This is a genomic window from Sphingopyxis sp. H053 (genome assembly GCF_001468225.1).
Taxonomy (GTDB): domain Bacteria; phylum Pseudomonadota; class Alphaproteobacteria; order Sphingomonadales; family Sphingomonadaceae; genus Sphingopyxis.
This window is the reverse complement of the sequence record NZ_LNRU01000004.1, coordinates 244,662-265,291: the sequence shown is the minus strand read 5'-3', so window position 1 is coordinate 265,291 and position 20,630 is coordinate 244,662. Positions and strand designations below refer to the sequence as shown.

Below are 20,630 nucleotides of genomic sequence, written 5' to 3'. Positions count from 1 at the left end.
CCGCTGTCACAGCCCCGTCGTAATCGCCGCTCGTTTTTCGGGTCGACGGAGATTGTGTATGCGGCGGTGGATGATTGCGGGCCTGCTGGCGGCGCTATGCGTCGCCGGCACGGCCTGGCTGGCCCTGTCGCCGCGATCGGCCTCCCCGCGTTCGGCCCAGCCGCCGCTCCGCGTGCTGCTGATCCCCGCCGATGGCGGGACCGAAAGCGGCACGCTCGCCGACTATCGGCCGATCTTCGACGCGGTCGCGCGCAGCACCGCGCTGCGTTTCGACCTCAAGGTCGCGCAATCCTATGGCGGGGTCATTGAGGCGATGTGCAACAATGCCGCCGATATCGCCTTTGTCGGATCGGTCACCTATCTGCAGGCGCAAAAGCGCGACTGCGCCGAATTGCTCGCGGTCGCGGTCAAGTCGGGGCGCTCGGTCTATTATTCGGGGCTATTCGTCCGCGCCGACTCGCCGGTCCGGTCGATCGCCGACCTTCGCGGCCGGCGCGTGGCGTTCGGCGACGTCAATTCGACCTCGGCTTTCATCTTCCCCGTCGCGATGTTCCTCGACGCCGGGATCGACCCGGTCCGCGACCTGTCAGCGGTGCGCATGACGGGCACCCACGCCAACAGCCTCGCCGCGCTGATCAACGGCGAGGTCGACGCCGCCGCGCTCTCGTTCGACAGCTATGACAAGGCGGTGCGCGCAAACGTCCCCGGCGCGCGCGACCTCCGCGTGATCGCGCGCAGCGAGCCGATTCCCTACCCGCCGCTGATCGCGAATATGCGCCTCGCGCCCGCGCTGCGCGCCCGGCTGCGCGATGCTTTCGAGACAATCGACCGCACCCCAGGCATCACGCCCGAGATGATCCGCGGCTATGGCGGCGCGCGGGTCGATGGTTATGTCGGCCATGTTCCCGCCGGGCATTTCGAGCCCGCCACGCGAAAAATGGCGCAAGTCACCCCGGCGCTGAAGGACGAGATGCTGCGCAAGTCGGCCGAAAGGCAGGCGCGGTGATGGATATCGGCATCGCCGACCTGTGCGTCCGCCACACGGGCGCAGCCGACGCGCTCGCAGACGTCACGCTCTTCATTCCCGCGGGCCAGGTCTGCGCCGTGCTGGGCGCGTCGGGCGCGGGCAAATCGACGTTGCTCCGCGCGATCGCCGGGCTTGTGGCGCCAAGCGCGGGACGCATCCTCTACGACGGCGCGCCCGCCAGCCGCGCGCAGCGCCGCCGCATCGGCCTGATCCCGCAGGATTTCGCGCTGAGCGGACGCGCCAGCGTCGCGCGCAATGTGATGGCGGTCGCCGATATCGGCATCGCGCGGTCGCTCGCCGGCCTTTACCCGCCCGCCGACCGCATGCGCGCCGCCCACTTGCTCGCCGGCCTCGGACTCGACGAAACCCTGCTCGCGCGCCGCGCCGACAGCCTCTCGGGCGGACAGCAACAGCGCGTCGCGGTTGCGCGCGCGCTGCTCCATCGTCCCGCGATCATTCTCGCCGACGAACCGATTGCCAGCCTAGACCCGGCGACGGGCGAGGCCACACTCGCGCTGCTCCGCGACGAAGCGCGCAGCCTCGGCGCGACCTTGCTCTGCAGCCTGCACCAGCCCGAACTCGCGCGCCGCTTCGCCGATCGCATCATCATGCTCGATGCCGGGCGCGTGGTCTTCGACGGCCCGCCCGCGATGCTCGACGGCGAGCGGACCCTGCCGCGAATCCGGGCGGTGGCACGGTGAGCCCGGCCGTGCCCTGGCGCTTCCCGTCGCTGCTCAACACGCGCGCCGTCGCGTTGCTCGCCGCCGCGCTGCTGACCCTCTGGTACACCGGGCAGCGCGTCGAGATCGGCCGGATGCTCGCGCTCAGCGGCGAGGCGGTGCTGGCAGAGGCGGGCCTTGCCGACCGGTCGCAGGTCGCCGACGGGCTCGGCTCGACGCTGGCGCAATTGGTGCCGATCCAATTGTCGTCGCGGCGCGAGGTCAGCCGCATCGAGGGGTTCGACCCCGATCGCCTGCCGCCCTTCGCGCGCGTCGAAACCATCGAAACGCGCGTCACCGAACTCAATCCCGAAACGCTGCGCCGCGAAGAGCGTATGGTGCGCACCGCGTGGCTGGTCGAACCGTTCGGCTATGCCTTCCATGTCGCGGCCAAGATGCTCGAGACGCTCGAGATCGCATTATGGGGTAGCGTGATCGCAGTACTGATCGGGATGCCGCTCGCGCTGCTCGGCGCGCGCAACGTCACGCCGCACCCCGCGTTGCGAACAGGCTCGCGCGCCGTCTCGGCTTTCCTCCGCGCCATCCCCGAACTGATCGCGGCGCTCTTCCTCGTCATCGCCTTCGGCTTCGGGCCGATCGCCGGAGTGCTCGCACTCGGGCTGCATTCGGCCGGGTTCCTCGGCAAATTTTACGCCGACGATATCGAGGACGCCGACCCGCGCCCTCAGCAGGCATTGGCAGCGATGGGCGCCGGACGCCTGATGATCTGGGGCAGCGCAATTCTGCCGCAAGTGCTGCCGCAGCATATCGCCTGCACGCTCTACACCTTCGACCGCAACGTCCGCATGGGGTCGGTGATCGGCCTCGTCGGCGCGGGCGGTATCGGGCAGGAACTCAAGGGCCGCTTCGACCTCTATGAATATGGCCATGTCGGCACGATCCTGATCGCCATTTTCCTCGTCATCCTGACGCTCGACCTTGTCGCCTCGCGCGCGCGGCAGGCGTGGCGATGACACCCCATTTCCCCTTGAACCCGGAGTAGTTTGGATGAGCAATTCGAGACGCGATTTCCTGAAGGCCGCAGGCGTTGCAGGCTCCGCCGCCGCCTTTCACGCCAGCATCGGCCGCGCGCTCGCCATCCCGGCGAAGCGCACGACGGGCACGATCAAGGATGTGCGCCACATCGTCATCCTGATGCAGGAGAATCGCTCGTTCGACCATTATTTCGGGACGATGAAGGGGGTTCGCGGTTTCGGCGACCGCCATCCGATCCCGCTCGCGGGCGACAAGAATGTCTGGTTCCAGAGTAACGGCGCGCGCGACCTGCCACCCTTCCACCTCGACACCGCGCGCACCAACGGCCTGAAAGTGCCGGGCACCCCGCACAGCTTCTCCGACGCGCAGGCGGCGTGGAATCAGGGCAAGTTCGGCCTGTGGCCCAAGTTCAAGACCGACTATTCGATGGGCTATTACAAGCGCGAGGACATCCCCTTCCAGTTCGCGCTCGCCGAGGCGTTCACGATCTGCGACGCCTATCATTGCTCGATCACCACGGGCACCGATCCCAACCGCATCGTCTTCTGGTCGGGGTCCAATTTCGACCCCGAGGTCGCCGCGACGGGCACCAACTGCCGCGACGACAAGTCCGAACCCAACAACCTCCGCTGCTGGATCAAGGGTGCACTGCCCGAACCCGGCTATACCTACGCCGGAAACGCGCTCGAATGGGCGACGATTCCCGAGGTACTCGAAGCCGCCGGGGTCGACTGGCGCATCTATCAGGATCCCAACGACAATTGGACCGGGGCGATGCACGGCGGCCTCGCCTTCAAGGGCTTTCGCGACGCCAAGCCCGGCTCGCCGATCTACGAACGCGGCATGTCGCATCATTCGCTCGAAAAGCTCGCCGAGGATGCGAAGAACGGCACGCTGCCCGCGGTGTCGTGGGTGCTGCCGCCCAAGCAATGGTCCGAACATCCGTCGGCCTCGACCCCGATCGAAGGCGCCGAATTCACCGCATCGGTGCTCGATGCGCTGACCGCCAATCCCGATACCTGGGCGGGCACGGTCTTCTTCCAGACCTTCGACGAGAATGACGGGCTGTTCGACCATTTCCCGCCCGCCGCGCCGCCATCGTACAATGCCGACGGCACGCTCGCGGGCAAGGCGACGCTCGCGCTGCCCGGTCATTATTTCGACGACCATGAGGATAAATATCTCTCGCGCGACGACACTATCTCGGGAACGACGCGGCCGTTCGGCCTCGGCCCGCGCGTGCCGATGTATGTCGTCTCGCCGTGGAGCAAGGGCGGCTGGGTCAGCAGCGAAGTGTTCGACCACACCTCGGTCGGCCAGTTCCTCGAACAACGCTTCGGCGTTACCATCCCCGCGATCAGCCCGTGGCACCGCTCGGTCTGCGGCGACCTGACCTCGTGCTTCGACTTCTCGAAGGGCGCCGACGCGGCCTTCCCCGCGCTGCCCGATGTCAGCGGCTCGGCCGCGATCCTCGACACCCACCTCCAGCGCCCGAAAGCGCTGCCGCCGCGCGTGCCGCAGGACCTGTTCCAGGAAAAGGGCATCCGCCGCTCGCGCGCGCTGCCCTATGTGCTTCACGTCGACGCGCGAATCGACGCCGGCGGCCAAGCGGTTGTGCTCGATTTCATCAACGAGGGTGCGGCGGGCGCGGTATTTCACGTCTATGACAAGCACAACCTCGACAGCATCCCGCGCCGCTATACGGTCGAGGCGGGCAAACGAATCGACGATCGCTGGAGCGTCGGGACCGACGGCGCGTTCGACCTCTGGGTTCTCGGCCCCAACGGCTTCCACCGCGCCTTCCGCGGCACGCTTTCCGACGCCGCGCGCGCGCCAGCGCTGACCGCGCGCTACAACGTCAAACAGCGGGCGCTTGCGCTCGCCTTCGTGAACGACGGCAACGATGCGCAGGAGGCGAAGATCTTCCGCGACTCTTATGCCCCCGCGGCCGGCAAAACGGTCACGGTCGCGAGCCGCGGCAAAGCGACCCAGGCATGGCCAACCTCGAAGGATCATGACTGGTACGACGTCACCGTCGCGCTGCCGGGCATGGAAGCACGTCTCGCGGGCCGCATCGAACGCGGCGCGCACGGCATCAGCGATCCGCTGACATTGGCTTAAGAGAGCATATGCCGGGCGCGCGATCGGGCCGCCCGGCACTCTGCGGACGTTTCGACTTCAGCGATTTAAGGAAAGCTCTGGATGCCCTGCAAAGGTCGGCGTGCGCGGGCCCGGCTTCGACCATAGCTATCTCGTTAATGCGCCGGTTTGGAAAGGGATGTCTGCCCGCCGTCACATCATCTGCGACAACCAGCGTGGCCCCGGCAAATCGCCCGAGACGGGATGACCGCTTGTATCCAGAATATGGTTGAGAACGGCCACTCCCACCTCCTCATCATCGCTTGAGCTGGAAGCCCGGACCCAAGTATGTCTTGACCGGATTTCCCCGTTCGAGCCGCCTGTTGCGGTCCCACTCTTCTTTGCGCGCATTCCGCGCCCCATCGTCCCGGCGCTCGATCAACATCAGGGCAAGCTTTATGCGGGCGAGCTTGCGGTTGGCATGTTGCGAGCGCTGATCTTGCGCCGTCGTGATCAAGCCCGTCGGAAGATGTGTCGCCCGAACCGCGCTGTCCGTTTTGTTCACGTGCTGCCCACCGGGCCCCGATGCGCGCATCGCCTGATAGACGATATCTTCCGGCCTGAGTTCGGCGATTTCATCGATCGGGGGAACCAATGCCGCACCGACAAACCAGTTACGCCGCTTGTGATTGGGTCGGAATGGACTGGCGCCCACCCACTGGATGGTCCCCGCTCTCTGCCTGGCGAATTGCTCGGCCCCGGCGCCGGTAACGCGCAGGAGGAGCGACGCCGGGTTGCCCGCCGCGGGTTCGAGCAATTCAGTGCCAAGCCCCGCAACAGCGGCTTCCTTGAAAAAGACGCGCGCCAGCTGGCCGACGACCCAGCGGCACTCCTCCGGCCCCTGACCCGACGACAGATGCATGATGATTTCGGTCATGTCCGCCTCGTTTTATAGCTCAGCAGCGGGCGCAGGCTTGCGATGACCCGGATCAGCCCCGCCTCCTCAAGATCGCGAATGACAACGCCGATATCCTTATAGGCTTGCGGTGCTTCCTCGAAGATCAGCCGGCGGTCTTCGCAAATCACGCGCCCGCCAAGCGCGGTTCTTTCCAACTCGGCCGGTCGGAATCGCTTCGAGAGCCTGCCATGGGCATCGTTGCGGCTCCACTTCCGGCCGGCACCGTGGGCGAGCGAATATAGAGCCTCGGCGCCCCGATCGACGACCGGTTCAACCAGATAGCTGAAATCGCCGCGCGACCCGGGGATCACCACCAGCCCCTTGTCGGCGGGCGCGGCCCCTTTGCGATGGAGCCAGCCGCCTTCGTGCGCCGTCACGCTGTTGTGGCAGATGTCGAGCTTGCGTTCGGCCGCCAGTCCGAGCTTTTCGCAGAAGCGTCGCGCAATGACCTCGCGGTTAAGCACGGCCCATGCGACCGCATGATCGTGCGCCGCGAGATAGGCTGCTCCTGCCTCGCTCGCCGCCTCAGCCGCAGCGCTGCCGTCGCGCCGCGTCCATGCATCCAGTATCGCCTGGCCGAGCCCGCGCGAGCCGCTGTGCACCATGAGCCAGAGGGCGTCGGCGCGAAATCCAAGCCCCTCGAACAGGTCCTCGTCGATGACCTGTTCGATGCGCTGGAACTCGGCAAAATGATTGCCGCCGCCGATGGTGCCAAGCGCGGCATCACCAAGCCCGGGCGCGAGAGCGGCTCCGGACAGCTCAGCATCCGCATCGCCGTCCCACGGCTCATCCAGCCCCCGGAGTTTCCGTTCGGCCGCATCGAGCTTGAACTTGCGGACCGGCAGATCGGTCTCCCACAGCCCCATCCCGCAGCCGATGTCGCTGCCGACCAGATGCGGGAAAACCATGGCGGGCGACCAGAAGGCCGCACCGACGGCGATCCCGCGCCCGGCATGCAGATCCGGCAACCCGACGACCCGGTCGATGCCTTCCAGTCGCGCCGTCTGTGCAAGCTGATCGAGCGCGAGCGGATCCATCCGGCCGACGTCCGACGTAATGATCCTGATCGATGCCCCGGTCATGCAGCACCGCCCTTCCCGCTGTCGCGAGGCGCGATGTCCTGTGGTATTTCCGCTGGAGGCGTAAATAAGAGAGCTATAGAGTTGAAAAGGCTAGTTTTTTATAGCCGCTCCCTATGCTATCTTTTCCCCAATTACGCGGCAATTTCCGTCACGGTGATTGCCCGGTGATTGCTGGAAACGCCGTATTGGGAGACCAATTTATGGCACGCGGAAAGATCACGAAACGCTCTGTCGATGCTCTGATTGCGAGCAGAGAGAATGAAATTCTTTGGGATGATAGCATCAGGGGCTTCGGCGCCAAGCGAACAAAATCTGGCGCCGTTTCATACGTCCTGCAATTTCGAATGGGAGGACGAGAATCCAAGACCCGCCGATACACGATCGGCAGTCACGGCTCGCCCTGGACGCCAACCACTGCGAGAGCCGAAGCGGAGCGGCTGTTCATTCTCGTCGCCCAAGGCACCGATCCGGGAGATGCGGAGAGGCAGCGCCGTCGTGAGGCGGTCGATCTGGCTTTCGACAATTATGCCGACCGTTTCGCTGAGGCCTGCGTTGGCAAAGGTTGGAAGCGGCTCGTGAACCGGTCCATCCGGATTCATGTGAAGCCCGTATTAGGTTCGAAACCTCTTCCCAAGCTTACTCGAGTTGACATCGTCGCGGTCTTCGACCGCATGCCGCGGGCGCAGGTAGCTAATATTCGAAACGTCTTTGCGGTCTTGCGGCGTCTTTTCCGCTGGGCCGTGAGCCGGGGAGATATCGAACGCAGTCCGATGGAGGGCATGGAAACGCCCCCTGCCGTCAAAGCTCGCGACCGCTGGCTTTCCGACGAGGAACTGGGTCGTGCCTGGATTGCAGCGCCACTTACACACCCTTGTTTCGGACCAATCATTCGCCTGCTGATCGTCACAGGTCAGCGACGGGAAGAAGTTTCGTCGCTTCGCTGGGAGGAACTCGACCGAAAGGGGCTGCTCTGGACGCTACCGGGCGAACGCGCAAAAAATGGCGAACCCAATCGAGTTCCGCTCAACGAACTTGCAGTTGCCGTGCTGGATGACGTCGCTGGATCGACGACGTGGCCGCGGAGCGGCAGCATATTCGCGACATCGAGAGGCGGACCTTTCACAGGTTACAGCAAGGGCAAGAACAAGCTGGACCTGCTCATGTCGGAGGACGGTGGCGAACCGGTCCCGGACTGGAGATTGCACGACTTGCGGCGAACTCTCGCGACCGGCTTCCAACGGCTCGGCGTCCGATTTGAAGTCACCGAAGCCGTACTAAATCACGTTGGGGGATCGCGTGCGGGAGTTGCCGGCATCTACCAGCGACACGACTGGAAGGATGAAAAGCGCGAAGCGATGAAGAGTTGGAATGACCATGTATCGGCCATCATCCGCTCAGCAAACCCTTGCAAAATTGAGTAGTCGCACCGCGCAAAGACAGTCTTAGCTGGCGTCCTTCCCGTCTGATGACGGCAAGGACGCCAGGGTCTGTACGGACGGCGATCAGGCGCCCGAGGTCAACGTGCTCGATCGTTAAAATGATGTTGCCCAAGGGGCCACAGCCCTCACCGGCAGAAACTTCCCGGGCGTCCGCGCCTCAATCGGTCAGTGCGATGGCCACCATACCCCGGCCGAACGGCGCATAAATTGCCGTGCAAATTGAACCCAAAAATAAAACTATTTAGGTCAATATGTTACCTCGAAAGTATGGGCGTCCAAACTATTGCAACTATGCCGCTCGGCTATTGGACATCTCCCCCGCGATGCGGGATGATCACATACCAAATATTCATTTCAAGAAGAGGAGGGATGCCGTGACGCGAGTCTATAATCAATCGCTTTTGAGCGTTGCGAGTGCGGCTTTCCTACTATCGACGCTTTCGGCCTGCGGCGGCGCATCAGGGGAAGGCGAGAAATCCGACAGTGCGGAACCGCAAACGCAAGCGGCCGTCGCTCGCGACCCCAATTATCCCGAGATCGATATCCCGCCCGTTTGGGATGCCAAAGGACATCTGGTTCAGCCGAAAGACTTTCGCGAGTTGGTCTTTCTCGGGGCGCCGCTGACACCGCACGGCCTTAACGGCGGGAAAGCGAATTTCCCCGAGTTTCACAATGTCTACACGCAGCCAGCAGCTTTCAAGGCCTATCGGGCGACCGGAAAATGGCCTGAAGGCACCATGATGATCAAGGAATTACAGCTCGTCAGTGATCCGAAAGGCGAATTTCCTGACGGATCAACGACGGCACCGTCCGGGCGAGGATATTTTCCCGGTCCACCCAATGGACTCGACGTTTCAGTCAAGGACAGCAAACGGTTCGCCGATTCAAATGGCTGGGGCTATTTCAACTTCAATCATTCCGCTCCGCCCTATCTGGCCACGGCGGCGGTCAAAACCGTCGATGAATGCGCGGGGTGTCACATCGCCAATGCGGAAGACATGGTCTACATCAAATTCTACAAGCCCATACTCGATCCGCTACCGTTACCCCAGAGTTGACGTGACGCTGCTAGCACTATCGGCGGCGCGACACGCGATGCCAGAGCAGCGGCCAAGCTCAGTGCTCATAGGAACGACGATTTGCTGAACGGGAAGACCATTACGGCAATCTGCGCCGTCGCGCTGTTCACCACAGCCTGCGGCAAGGAGAGTGATGCGGGAGCGCCCGACGATACATACGCGTCGCTGGTCAGCAAAGATGGGACGATCTCCTTTCCAGCGGACTTCCCCAAGAGTTATATGTTCATTGGCACCTGGGCGGTCACGGCGCCCTCTGGAGAGGCGGAAATTCATTCCGTCTATTCCCGGCCGGCGGATGTAGAAGCGTTTCGGAGCGCGGGAAAATTTCCTGACGGCGCAGTCTTGATCAAGGAAGTCACAACTGCGAGGAGCGCCGACCTCGTCACAGGCCGCGCATCCTGGGCCGGTGATCGCAAGATTTGGTTCCTCATGGTCAAGGATGGCAAGGGACGGTTCGCCGGCAACCCCCTCTGGGGTGACGGGTGGGGCTGGGCGCAGTTCGACCCGACCGACACCAAGAAGCAAACGGCGACGAATTATCAAACCGACTGCAAATCATGCCACGTTCCGGCCAAGTCATCGGACTGGGTTTACACCTATGCCTACCCCGCATTGGGTATGAAAGGCCAGGTCGGTCTGCCGGCAAATTCTCATCAGGCTGAACCGCCCGGGATGGTTCCCAACGTCGCCACTCAGGCCATGACGGGCGGCGCGGCCGCAGGCAAGATGGCTTTCGACAAGACTTGCAGGGCATGCCACTCCATAAACCCTGGTGGTGCCGGCATCGGACCAACGCTGGCTGGGGTCGTCGGCCGCAAGGCGGGCACCGTGCCAAACTTTGATTATTCGGACCAGATACGGAATTCCGGCATAACCTGGACAGCCGATAATATTGACAAACATATCGAAGCGCCAAAATCCTTTATTCCCGGGAATCGCATGGGAAATCTCTTCCCCAACGGGATCAAGGATCCGGGTCAGCGCCGCGATATCATCGTCTATCTGAAAAGCGTCGCACAGTAGTCGACGGCAGCTTCCCGCTCGCGAGCGGCGGTAAGACGCATGAGCCACTGAAGGTGGCTAGTCAGATTGATGCTTTAGGCACAAAACAACTCAACGGACTATTCAGTCAAGGGCGATTTTTTGCCATGGCCCGAATGTCCTCAGTCAAAGGAATGACACATGGCCAAACGTGATGCGGTTTTCCCCGCAAACCGACATGCTCTGTACGAAGAGCATGGATATTCCGCAGCCATCCGGTCGGACCGTTTGCTTTTCGTATCCGGCCAGGTCGGAAGTCGTGAAGACGGTTCGCCGGAACCAGAGTTCGCGGAGCAGGTTCGGCTGGCCTTCGCAAATCTGGAAGCGACCTTGCTCGCTGCGGGATGCGGATTTGACGACATCGTCGATCTAACGACTTTCCATACCGATCCCGAAAATCAGTTCGAAACGATTATGGCGGTGAAGAGCAAGGTCTTCACTGAAGCGCCTTATCCGAACTGGACAGCACTTGGTGTGAACTGGCTGGCCGGATTCGATTTCGAGATCAAGGTAATCGCCCGCATTCCAGACTAACCAAAACCCGTGCTAGGCCAGTAAAATCCGAAACGAAAGAAAGTCGCGTCATCGCTGATTTCCTCGGAGCTGGCCTTTGGGGCCTGTTTACAGCCAGCGGCCTTTTAATCGGTGCCGTTGTCGCGGACCTGTTTTCAAACCGGCTGTCTCATCGCCTCATCGCGACCGTGATGGGGTTTGGCGGCGGCGTGCTTATCGCCATTGTCGCTGTCGAGCTTATGGGGAACGCGATCAAAACTGGCATGTCCGCCGCTGCGATCACAGCTTTGCTGGGAGGGGCAGCGATCTTCAGCGGCATCAACTGGTATCTCGCCACAAGCGGCGCGAAAAATAGGAAACGGTGCGGCGAATGCGTGAAGCAAACGACCGAAAAAGAGCATGGCGGAAGCGGCGTCGCGATTGCTGTTGGGACGGTTCTTGACGGCATTCCCGAAGCACTCGTGATCGGCCTGTCTATGGTTGGCGGCGGGAAGATCGGGATGGGCGTCGTCGCCGGGTTTTTCTTCGCCAACATCCCTCAGGGACTCTCAAGTGCCTCGGGGATGAAACTGGCTGGACGATCACGACGCTACATTTACGCGGTCTGGGTGGGCATCCCGCTCCTGATAGGGCTCACGGCCGCCTTCGGGAATTTTGCTTTGGGATCAGTCTCAACCGACGCAACGACGGTCATTCTCTGTTTCGCTGCAGGCACGGTGCTGGCGATGCTCGCGGAAACCATGATCCCGGAAGCCTTCGATCACGCGCCGCCGATGATCGGTTTGATTACCGTGACGGGCTTTCTTTCGGCGTTTCTGCTGGTGCAACATCATGTTTGATATGCGGGGCGGGCTTGAATAGCAGATCTTACTGCAGCTTCATCCTTAGGTTGGGCCAATTGGAAATACATCGCCGGCAGCGTGACTCGTTACGATAACTGCCTCAGGCGACGGCCCTTGGACGGCTGTAATATTGGAGACGGAAATTGGGACCGCATTCGGAGCGCAAGGAACAACGGCTTCTCCTGTTCTCCGCCACCGGCACCCTCGCCCTTTCCCTTGTCGGCATCGCTATTGGCCTGTTGAGCGGCGCAAAGTCGATCTTGTTCGACGGTGTGTACAGCCTTGCCGACGCAGGGCTTACGCTGGCCGCCTTTTTCGCTGCGCGGCTGATCGCGCGTGGCGCAGACCGCCGGTTCCAATATGGCTACTGGCACATCGAGCCGATGCTTGGGTTCGTCAACGGCAGCGTTCTGCTCCTCGCCTGCGTCTATGCATTGATTGACGGAGTAGACACCGTGATGATGGGAGGACGGAACGTGAGTTTCGGGCCCGGTATCGGATATGCCGGCGCGAGCGCGCTCATCGGCTTCGGGATGCATATTTACATCCGGCGCCGCGCCCGCGGCCTCGGGTCATCGCTTCTGAATATCGACGCGGCCGCGTGGCTTTTCGGCGGACTGCTCAACGCAGGGCTGAGCGCCGCTTTTGTGACCGCGGTCCTGCTCGAGGGCACGCAGGCGGAGAAGCTCGCGGCCTATTTCGATCCGGCAATTCTCATTCTCCTCGCAATCTGCCTGGCTCCGCTGCCCCTTCGGGCCTTGGCGGCGGCCGGTCGCGAGATACTGCAGATCGCGCCAGCCGATCTCGATGCGCAGGTCAGCAGCATCGCACGCGAAGTCGCGGCACGGCACGGCTTCGTCGAGCATCAATCCTATGTGACCCAGGTCGGCCGCGCGCGGTTTATCGAGATCGGCTTTGTCGGTGCCGCAGCATCGACCACCATGACGCTTGGCGAGCAAGACGCCATTCGCCAGGAATTTGCGGATGCGATGGGCGGGCTGCGTCCCGGATATTGGCTCACGATCGACTTCACGGCCGATCGCCGTTGGCTCTAAGCGCGAGCAACTCCGGGGCGGCTCACGGTGAAGCGCAAACGGGCGCCCGCTGTTCGGCGGACGCCCGTTAGTTTCAGACGAGCATCTCTTCGCGCAGCAGCAAATCGAGGCCGCCGTCGGCATCGAGCGCCAACAGATCATCCGACCCGCCCACATGCGTACCGTTGATGAAGATCTGCGGAACCGTCCTGCGTCCACCGGACGCTGTCTGCATTGCACGGAACTGCACCGCATCATCTTCGACGTCGATTTCGGTCCAGTCGGTCACCCCCTTGGCGCGAAGATGCGCCTTGGCCCGGTGACAAAAGGGGCAATAGTCCTTGGTATAGAGGATTATGTTCGGTTTCATTTCATGTCTCCGATCAGGCTGCTTCAGACCGTTCGCCGGCCGATGGGAGGACCCAGTCGGCACGCGGAAAGTGGCAGGTGTAACCATTGGGGCGGCGCTCCAGATAATCCTGGTGCTCGGGCTCCGCCTCCCAGAAGGGGCCAATCGGCTCCAACTCGCTCGCTACCTTCCCCGGCCAGAGACCGGATGAGTCGACGTCCGCGATCGTCTGCAACGCGGTTTCACGCTGCGCTTCGTCGGCATAATAGATCGCCGAGCGATAGCTCCCGCCGCGGTCATTGCCCTGGCGATTGCGCGTGGTCGGATCGTGAATCTGGAAGAAAAATTCCAGGATCCGGCGGTAGCTGATCTGATCGGGATCGAAATTGATCTCGATCGCCTCAGCGTGCGTGCCATGGTTGCGATAGGTCGCGTTCGGTACATCGCCGCCGCTGTAACCGACACGGGTGCTGACGACGCCGGGGAGTTTGCGGATGAGGTCCTGCATGCCCCAGAAGCAGCCGCCGGCCAGGATGGAACGTTCGATCATGATCAATTCTCCTCGATCTGGTTCAGAAATTCGGAATAACCCTCGGCTTCCATTTCGTCGCGATGGACGAAGCGGAGCGAAGCCGAGTTGATGCAGTAGCGCTGGCCGCCACGGTCGCGCGGACCGTCGGGGAACACATGTCCGAGATGGCTGTCGCCATGAGCCGAGCGCACCTCGGTGCGGATCATCCCGTAGCTGTCGTCGCGTATTTCATCGACATTGGCGGGGACGATGGGCTTGGTGAAGCTCGGCCATCCACTGCCGGAATCGAATTTGTCGGTCGAGGCGAACAAAGGTTCGCCGCTGACGATATCGACGTAGATGCCGGGTTCCTTATTGTGCAGCAGTTCCCCACTGCCCGCACGCTCGGTGCCGCCGTCCTGTGTGACATGGCGCTGTTGGGGAGTCAGCTTCGCAATGGCTTCGCTGGTCTTGAGGTAGGTCATTCGATATCTCCTTTGTCTGACAGTTGCGGCACGTCTTTCCACCCCGGTGCGCCGCATGCGCGCCGGTGGAGACAGGCCCGAAATTCGAAATTTGGCTCAGAGGCGGTCGAGGATGCTCATGAGAACCGCCGGGTCGAGCCGGTTGCGATAATTGGGATCGAGAAAACTATATCTGATGATCCCGTCGGTGCTGATCACATAGGTTGCCGGCATCGGAATGCGCCAGTCGGCGCCGTCCTCGCCCGCGACCATGCCGTCCGCAAGCGCCGCCGGGCGCATACTCTCGGGCAGTTCGAAGGCGAGGCCATAATCGCTCGCGACCGTCATTCCGCGATCGGCGAGCAACGGAAGCGTCAGTTCCTCGGCCCGCGCCATTGCGATGCTGTCGGCGAGCGGCTGCGGGGAGATCGCGAGTAGGCTCGCCCCCCTTTCCTCGACCGCTTGCGCCGCTTTGGACATCGCCCGAAGTTCTGCGCGGCAGAAGGGGCACCATCCGCCGCGAAAGAAACTCAGGACCACTGGTCCGCCAATCAATCGGCCACGCAACGAGACTGTGCCGCCGAGGGCGTTTTCCAACAGGAACTCCGGCGCAATGTCACCGGCCTGGACGGCCGAGACCTCGATGCCCATGGCCAGGATCTGCTCGTCGCCTTCGGCGATTGCCACCCGCCCATCGTCGCCGGCCGCCTGGAGATAGGCTTGCTCGATCATGCTCATGTCCGTTCGGAAGTTCATTCGACTCTTCTGCATCGAAAATTGGTGCGGGGAAAGGCTGGCGCGGATCGCGCCAGCCTTTCCTTCACTGTTCACCTCGAGCCGGGCGCCGGGAGTCACGCCGAGCCCAAGGTGGATCGAGCGAAGCGACGAAGCCGGGAAGGGGTAATACCGGCTGGGACGTCGCGTCCGGTCTCGATGCTTTTGCGGCGGTAAGGGGAGGCCGCCGCAACCCGCAAGGAAACGGACCGCGCTCTCCAGGGCCGCGAAAGCGGCGTCGGTTCTGATCTGGCATTCATGATGGTCATCTCAAAACTCCAGGAGGCTTTGTCTCGGGTCCGTTTTTGCGGATGACGGGTATTTAGGCTGCAGCGATTGCTTGCGGCAGATGGGTTGAGTCGATAGGATCTATTCCGCAGGGGAATGAAATGGATCGACTTGCCGTCATGGAGCAGTTCCTCGCCGTGGCCGAGGCGGGTTCCTTTTCCGCGGCGGCGCGCCGGCTCAATGTCGGTCAGCCATCGATTTCGAAAGCCGTGGCGCAGCTCGAGGCCTATCTCGGCGTCAGGCTGTTCCAGCGCTCGACCCGCAGCCTGACGCTCACCGAGGCGGGGCGCCGCTACCGCGACGGCGCCGAGCGTGCGATCGCCGCCGCAGCCGCGGCGGAAGTTGCCGCCAAGCAAGACGGGGGCCGTCTCGCCGGACCGGTGCGCGTCGTCGTCCCCACCTGCCTTGCCCGGCTGCACCTCGTGCCGCGCCTCCGGGAATTCTCCGATCGCTTTCCCGAAGTCACGCTCGATCTGGAGATCACCGATCGTGAAACCGATGTCGTGGCATCGGGCGTGGATGTTGCGCTGCGGATCGGCGCGCTCGCCGACACCGCGCTCGTCGCCTCTCGCATGGCGCGCACGCGGATGGCGCTGGTCGCGAACAAGGCCGAAAATGGTCTCGACGCCCCACACAATTTCATGGGGCAGCCCGCGATCATCTCGCGCCTTCATCATGCGAAGAACAGCTGGGTCTTCCGCGAGGGCAGCGCGCGCATCGCGATCATGGTGCATCCCGCGCTCATTCTCGACAGCGACGACACGGCCCGGTCGGCAGCGCTTGCCGGTCTCGGCTATGCGATGTTGCCCCGGCCCTTCGTCGCGGATCTGATCGATACGGGCGATCTTGTCGAGTTGCTGCCCGACCATATGCTCGAAGACATTGATTTATGGGCGCTGCTGCCGGCTGGCCGCGACCAGACCGCGAGAGTACGCGCCTTCCTCGACTGGCTCCGCCCGCAGATGAACGCCGTCTTTGCCGATGAGCGACCCGGCTTGCTCTCATGAACGCTATTGCGGTTGCCATCGCGGCATCGGTACTGAGTTTTGCGATGGGCTTCGCGATCCGGCGCGGGACGGTCTGCGTGGTCGTTGCGGCGCAGGATCTTGTCGTGCGGCGCCGACCCGACAAGTTCATCGGTTTCGCGACGGCGGCTTGCTGGTCAGGGCTTCTGCTCGTTCCGCTGGCATGGTCCGCACCCGCTGTTTTCCATCTGTCCCCGGGCTATGACCAGTTGATCCAGGCTCTCCTGTTCGGGTGTCTTTACGGGATCGGCGCATGGGCGAACCAGGCTTGCGGCTTTGGAACACTCGCGCATTTGACCGGCGGCAGGCTCGGATATCTTCTGACCCTCGCCGGTTGGGTGATCGGCGCCTCGTTCATATCCAAAGTCTACAGGCCCCAGCAAATTCCCGAACCCTCGCTGCTCGCGACGTCGCCGCTCGCCGCGATAGCGGCGTGGCTGGCTTTCGCCGCGGTCTGCTGGTGGAGCTGGCCGCGCCTGCGATTGCTGCGCCGCCGGTCGCGCTGGCGCAAGATGCTGCTTGGACGCGCGCGGATGCGGCCCTTCGAGGCCATGCTCATCATCGGCATCGGCGGCGGCCTGCTGTACGCCTGCGCCGGGAGCTGGACCTATCTGGGCCTCCTGTCGAGCTACGGCTCGCAGCTCGTCATGCGCGATTTCACCCCAAGTTCTCCGTTGCCGGCGCTTCTGGGCACCGCGATGATGATCGGCGGGGGACTATTTGCTGCCGTCCGTTCCGCCAGCTTCCGGTTGCGCGGCACCAACTGGCGTCAAGGCTCGCGGCATCTCGCCGGCGGCACCGTCATGGGGTTGGCCACCCAGCTCATCCCGGGCGGCAATGGGGTCATCATCGTCTACGGGTTGCCCTCCTTCGCTCCCCATGCCCTGACCGCCTATTTCGGGATGACATTGACTCTCACGCTCATCTTCGCCGCCACAAACTATTCCCGCAGGGCATAGAAACCATGCCCACGGGCCAACTGTCTTTGCGCGCCCGATGCGCGCAATATACGCATCGTGTAATCAGGAAGGGACAGCGGGATGGCCGATTTCGACTATGACGTGGCGATAATCGGCGCGGGCACCGCTGGAATGTCGGCGTACCGGGAAGCGCTCAAATATAGCGATCGCGTCGTCATGATCGACGGTGGCCCCCTGGGGACCACCTGCGCCCGCGTTGGCTGCATGCCTTCCAAATTGCTGATCGCCGCGGCAGAGGCGCGCCACCGTGCCGAGAGCGTCGGCCTGTTCGGACTTCGCTCCGGCCCCGTCGAGGTCGACGGCGTACAGGTCATGAACCGCGTCCGCGCCGAGCGCGACCACTTTGTTAGCTTCGCCACCGAGGCGATTGCGGGGTTTGCGCCCGGAGGCCTGCTTCGCGAGCAGGCGCGTTTTGTCGATGACAATCGGCTCGAACTCGCGAGCGGGAAGCAGATCAGCGCGCGCAGCATCGTGATCGCAACGGGCTCGCGGCCGGTCGTACCCGCGGGTTTGGAACCGGCGGGCGATCGGCTGATTTTCAACGACCAACTGTTCGACTGGACCGATCTGCCGTCCTCGGTTGCAGTCTTCGGCACCGGCGCGATCGGCCTGGAGCTCGGGCAGGCTTTGCATCGCCTCGGTGTCCGCACCCATATCTATGGGCGCGGCGGCAGCGTCGGCCCGCTCACCGATCCCGACGTCACGGCTTATGCGGCGGCACATTTCTCGAGCGAAATTCCTATCGACTGGATGGCAGCCGATGCACGCGTCGCGCGCGACGGGGACGCTGTGATCGTCCGGTCAGCGGGTAGCGAGGAGCGGTTCGACTATCTCCTCGCGGCCGCAGGCCGACGGGCCAATGTCGACAATCTCGGACTGGAAAACACCTCGCTCACGCTCGATGCCCATGGCGTCCCCACCTATGATCACCTGTCGATGCGCGCCAGTTACAGCGACATCTTCATCGCGGGCGACTCGGCGGTCGATCTCTCGCTCCTTCACGAGGCCGCGGACGAAGGCCGGGTGGCAGGCGAAAATGCCGCGCGCTATCCGCACAGCTACCGCCGCGCGCGCCGGACCCCGTTGACGATCGTCTTCACCGATCCCCAGATTGCCATCGCCGGGCGCAGCCATGCCGACCTTCTTCGCGACCGGATGGATTTCGCCATCGGCGAAGTGTCGTTCGAAGACCAGGGACGCGCTCGCGTATTGGGGCTCAACCGGGGATTGCTGCGCGTCTATGGCGATCGGCCGAGCGGGTTGCTGCTTGGCGCCGAGATCTTCGGTCCCGCGGCGGAACATCTCGCTCATCTCCTCGCCTGGTCGATCGAGAGCCGGCTTACCGTCGCCGAATTGCTCGAACGACCCTTCTATCATCCCGTCATCGAGGAAGGGCTGCGCACCGCGCTTCGCCACCTCAACCACCATCTCGGGTTCGGACCCAATCCGCCGCTTCGCTGCATCGATTGTGGTCCGGGAGGCTAGGCCAACCGGTGCGCACCTTCGGCCCGGATAGAATATCGGCACCTTGCAACGGGGCAAATTCGGCAGAGCTTACGCCCGAGCCCGGATCGCGCGAGGCCGAGGCAAAGAGACGCGCCGATTTCCTGCCACTCCTCGCGCGAGCGCAACAGGGCGTGCGAGCCGAATTGCAGGGTAAGGAAAGAAGCAACACGCCCAGTCGCGCCGCTATGCTGACGACCCTGTCGGCCGATGGCACGGCGACACCGATGCGCACACTCGCAGAGCTGCTCGCGATCGGCCAATCGTCACTTTCAGGCCTTATCGATCGCATGGTGATCGATGGACTGCTCGAGCGTCAGCCCGATCGCGATGATCGCCGTGCCTATCTGATCGCCCTCACCCAAAGAGGCAAAGTCGAGCGCGCCGAGGCGGTCATGGCGAGACTGCCGATTGAATTGTCGTCCGCGCCATCAAATCGGGTTTTGCGGTCGCGCGCTCGCGAGGTTGGCAATCAGCTCTTGTCTGGTCTGATGCGCGTGGGCATGCCACGCCGGTTGACCCGGGCCGCTGCGCCATGACTGGCTGAGCGGGCTGTGATCCACTGTGTCGTAGCCGAGCTGGTCGTTAAGCCGGGTAACAAGAGCCACTGCTTCGGGGAAGTTGCTCGATACCGGCAATGCATGACGACCGGGCGAGCCCGGTGGCGTCCCCAGTTTGAGCAGGCGTGGCGCCTGTATGGCAGTGAAAGCCTTGATTACCTTCGATTTTGGAAGTTGCGTCTGGCGCAGTTCGTGTTCCGTCTTTTCGCCCGACTCGACGATGGCATATCGTCCGTCGCGCCAGGCCATATAATTGTTGGTGTCGATCACGATCTTGCCCGCCAGTTGCTCGGTCGGCATATTGTTCTCCAGTTTGAGTGGCACCGCTATGACGACGAAGTCGCCCGCCTCGGCCGCGCCAGCGGCAGTCGCTGCCCGTGCCGACGGTCCAAGCTCGGCGATGAGGTCACCAAGGGTTTCTGGTCCGCGCGAATTGGCCATGACGACCTTATAACCGCTCGCAATGGCCGCACGTGCGATCTGGCTGCCGACCTCCCCAGCGCCGATAATCCCGATAGTGGTCACGGCAGATTCTCGACGGTGCGCAGTTTCAACATGATCGACATTCCTTTGGTATGCTCGCTGGGCGAACTGCGGTTGAGATCGCAAGAAGCGAGCCGAACCCGATTTGGAGCGGCCCGCTCCTTGAGCGGTCAGGCGCCGAACGCACCATCGATAGTGTGCATTGCGCCCGTAACGAAGCCCGCCTCCGGGCCCGCCAGCCAGGCCACCATCCCCGCGACCTCCTCTGGGCGCCCGTGACGCTTGATGGCCATGAAGCTGTGCAGGATATCCTTCATCGGGCCGTCTGCGGGGTTGGCATCGGTGTCGATCGGGCCTGGTTGCACGACATTGATAGTGATGCCGCGCGGGCCGAAGTCGCGAGCAAGGCCGCGCGCCATGCCCTGGAGGGCGGATTTGCTCAGTGCATAGGCCGCCATTCCTGCGACGGGCATCCTGTCGCCATTAACCGAGCCGATAATGATGATCCGCCCACCCTCGGGCATCTGTCGAGCGGCCTCGACCGAGGCGTGGTAGGGTGCGTGGACATTGATGCGCAACAGCCGATCCACCGCGTCGGGGTCAAGGTCAAGGGAATCTCCGAAGGCGGCAATCCCGGCATTGACCACCAGCACGTCCAGCTTTCCGCTGTTGCGCACCTGGGCTATGACCGCATCGCGGTCCGCACTGTCAGTCTGAACGGCGGTGCTGCCGGTCGCATCTGCCAAATGGTGCGCCGCCTCGGGCGACCCAGAGTAAGTGAAGGTCACAAGAGCGCCATCCGCCACGAAGCGTCGTACGATGGCGGCGCCAATCCCCCGGCTTCCTCCCAGCACTAGTACAGATTTGTCTTGAAAATCAGCCAT

22 protein-coding genes are annotated in these 20,630 nt (G+C 63.0%); 14 read left to right on the top strand and 8 right to left on the bottom strand.

What is annotated here, in order from left to right; translation table 11 throughout:
- Positions 1-58: 58 nt before the first annotated feature.
- The 4 genes from ATE70_RS09410 to ATE70_RS09395 are packed head-to-tail and all read left to right on the top strand — an operon-like array spanning position 59 to position 4,863.
- Positions 59-1,006: a phosphate/phosphite/phosphonate ABC transporter substrate-binding protein gene (locus ATE70_RS09410; protein WP_058537664.1), complete on the top strand. Its 948-nt coding sequence runs from the start codon at positions 59-61 to the stop codon at positions 1,004-1,006.
- Complete coding sequence (locus tag ATE70_RS09405; protein WP_058537663.1) at positions 1,006-1,728, top strand: phosphonate ABC transporter ATP-binding protein; 723 nt, start codon at positions 1,006-1,008, stop codon at positions 1,726-1,728. Before ATE70_RS09410 ends, ATE70_RS09405 begins: the two co-directional genes overlap by 1 nt.
- On the top strand, positions 1,725-2,720 hold the full coding sequence (gene phnE / locus ATE70_RS09400; protein ID WP_231732595.1) for a phosphonate ABC transporter, permease protein PhnE: 996 nt from the start codon (positions 1,725-1,727) through the stop codon (positions 2,718-2,720). The genes ATE70_RS09405 and phnE overlap by 4 nt, the downstream gene beginning before the upstream one ends.
- 34 nt (positions 2,721-2,754) lie before the next feature.
- The gene (locus ATE70_RS09395) at positions 2,755-4,863 is read left to right on the top strand and encodes a phosphocholine-specific phospholipase C (protein ID WP_058537662.1); all 2,109 of its coding nucleotides are present in this window, start codon (positions 2,755-2,757) and stop codon (positions 4,861-4,863) included.
- A 274-nt stretch (positions 4,864-5,137) separates the two neighbouring features.
- Here the strand turns inward: ATE70_RS09395 and prfH are convergent, their stop codons facing one another.
- The gene (prfH, locus tag ATE70_RS09390) at positions 5,138-5,758 is read right to left on the bottom strand and encodes a peptide chain release factor H (RefSeq protein WP_058537661.1); all 621 of its coding nucleotides are present in this window, start codon (positions 5,756-5,758) and stop codon (positions 5,138-5,140) included.
- The gene (locus ATE70_RS09385) at positions 5,755-6,861 is read right to left on the bottom strand and encodes an RNA ligase RtcB family protein (protein WP_058537660.1); all 1,107 of its coding nucleotides are present in this window, start codon (positions 6,859-6,861) and stop codon (positions 5,755-5,757) included. Before ATE70_RS09385 ends, prfH begins: the two co-directional genes overlap by 4 nt.
- Positions 6,862-7,061: 200 nt before the next feature.
- Here ATE70_RS09385 and ATE70_RS09380 point away from each other — a divergent pair, with 200 nt between their 5' ends.
- From ATE70_RS09380 to ATE70_RS09355, 6 genes are all read left to right on the top strand, one after another.
- On the top strand, positions 7,062-8,282 hold the full coding sequence (locus ATE70_RS09380; RefSeq protein ID WP_058537659.1) for a tyrosine-type recombinase/integrase: 1,221 nt from the start codon (positions 7,062-7,064) through the stop codon (positions 8,280-8,282).
- Positions 8,283-8,623: 341 nt separating this feature from the next.
- Positions 8,624-9,358, top strand: coding sequence for a cytochrome P460 family protein (locus tag ATE70_RS09375; RefSeq protein ID WP_231732895.1), 735 nt, complete (start codon positions 8,624-8,626; stop codon positions 9,356-9,358).
- A gap of 81 nt (positions 9,359-9,439) precedes the next feature.
- On the top strand, positions 9,440-10,402 hold the full coding sequence (locus ATE70_RS09370; protein WP_231732593.1) for a cytochrome P460 family protein: 963 nt from the start codon (positions 9,440-9,442) through the stop codon (positions 10,400-10,402).
- 159 nt (positions 10,403-10,561) lie between these two features.
- Positions 10,562-10,954, top strand: coding sequence for a RidA family protein (locus ATE70_RS09365; protein WP_058537656.1), 393 nt, complete (start codon positions 10,562-10,564; stop codon positions 10,952-10,954).
- A 170-nt stretch (positions 10,955-11,124) separates the two neighbouring features.
- Positions 11,125-11,772 carry a ZIP family metal transporter gene (locus tag ATE70_RS09360; RefSeq protein ID WP_231732592.1) on the top strand — a complete coding sequence of 216 codons (648 nt, stop codon included), beginning with the start codon at positions 11,125-11,127 and terminating at the stop codon, positions 11,770-11,772.
- Positions 11,773-11,918: 146 nt separating this feature from the next.
- Positions 11,919-12,830, top strand: coding sequence for a cation diffusion facilitator family transporter (locus tag ATE70_RS09355; protein WP_058537654.1), 912 nt, complete (start codon positions 11,919-11,921; stop codon positions 12,828-12,830).
- 73 nt (positions 12,831-12,903) lie between these two features.
- On the opposite strand, the gene grxC is transcribed toward ATE70_RS09355, so the two are convergent.
- The 4 genes from grxC to ATE70_RS09335 form a co-directional block, all read right to left on the bottom strand.
- A complete protein-coding gene (gene grxC / locus ATE70_RS09350; protein WP_058537653.1) occupies positions 12,904-13,179 on the bottom strand; it encodes a glutaredoxin 3 in 276 nt (91 codons plus the stop codon).
- A gap of 13 nt (positions 13,180-13,192) precedes the next feature.
- Entirely contained in the window at positions 13,193-13,708 is a 516-nt protein-coding gene (gene msrA, locus ATE70_RS09345; RefSeq protein WP_058537652.1) for a peptide-methionine (S)-S-oxide reductase MsrA, read from the bottom strand.
- A gap of 2 nt (positions 13,709-13,710) precedes the next feature.
- The gene (gene msrB / locus ATE70_RS09340) at positions 13,711-14,154 is read right to left on the bottom strand and encodes a peptide-methionine (R)-S-oxide reductase MsrB (RefSeq protein WP_058537651.1); all 444 of its coding nucleotides are present in this window, start codon (positions 14,152-14,154) and stop codon (positions 13,711-13,713) included.
- A gap of 96 nt (positions 14,155-14,250) precedes the next feature.
- A complete protein-coding gene (locus ATE70_RS09335; RefSeq protein ID WP_231740064.1) occupies positions 14,251-14,871 on the bottom strand; it encodes a peroxiredoxin-like family protein in 621 nt (206 codons plus the stop codon).
- A gap of 425 nt (positions 14,872-15,296) precedes the next feature.
- Here ATE70_RS09335 and ATE70_RS09330 point away from each other — a divergent pair, with 425 nt between their 5' ends.
- From ATE70_RS09330 to ATE70_RS25815, 4 genes are all read left to right on the top strand, one after another.
- Positions 15,297-16,202 carry a LysR family transcriptional regulator gene (locus tag ATE70_RS09330; RefSeq protein WP_058537649.1) on the top strand — a complete coding sequence of 302 codons (906 nt, stop codon included), beginning with the start codon at positions 15,297-15,299 and terminating at the stop codon, positions 16,200-16,202.
- On the top strand, positions 16,199-17,179 hold the full coding sequence (locus ATE70_RS09325; RefSeq protein WP_058537648.1) for a YeeE/YedE thiosulfate transporter family protein: 981 nt from the start codon (positions 16,199-16,201) through the stop codon (positions 17,177-17,179). The genes ATE70_RS09330 and ATE70_RS09325 overlap by 4 nt, the downstream gene beginning before the upstream one ends.
- Positions 17,180-17,260: 81 nt before the next feature.
- Entirely contained in the window at positions 17,261-18,685 is a 1,425-nt protein-coding gene (locus ATE70_RS09320) for a dihydrolipoyl dehydrogenase (RefSeq protein ID WP_058537647.1), read from the top strand.
- Between the two features lie 8 nt (positions 18,686-18,693).
- A complete protein-coding gene (locus ATE70_RS25815) occupies positions 18,694-19,242 on the top strand; it encodes a MarR family transcriptional regulator (protein ID WP_156419600.1) in 549 nt (182 codons plus the stop codon).
- Here the strand turns inward: ATE70_RS25815 and ATE70_RS09315 are convergent.
- Together ATE70_RS09315 and bdcA are read right to left on the bottom strand one after the other, a co-directional pair.
- Positions 19,135-19,872 (bottom strand): NADPH-dependent F420 reductase, encoded by a 738-nt coding sequence (locus ATE70_RS09315; RefSeq protein WP_082639522.1) that lies wholly within the window; start codon positions 19,870-19,872, stop codon positions 19,135-19,137. The two genes, ATE70_RS25815 and ATE70_RS09315, sit on opposite strands and share 108 nt — an antisense overlap.
- A 44-nt stretch (positions 19,873-19,916) precedes the next feature.
- Positions 19,917-20,630 (bottom strand): SDR family oxidoreductase, encoded by a 714-nt coding sequence (gene bdcA / locus ATE70_RS09310; protein WP_058537645.1) that lies wholly within the window; start codon positions 20,628-20,630, stop codon positions 19,917-19,919.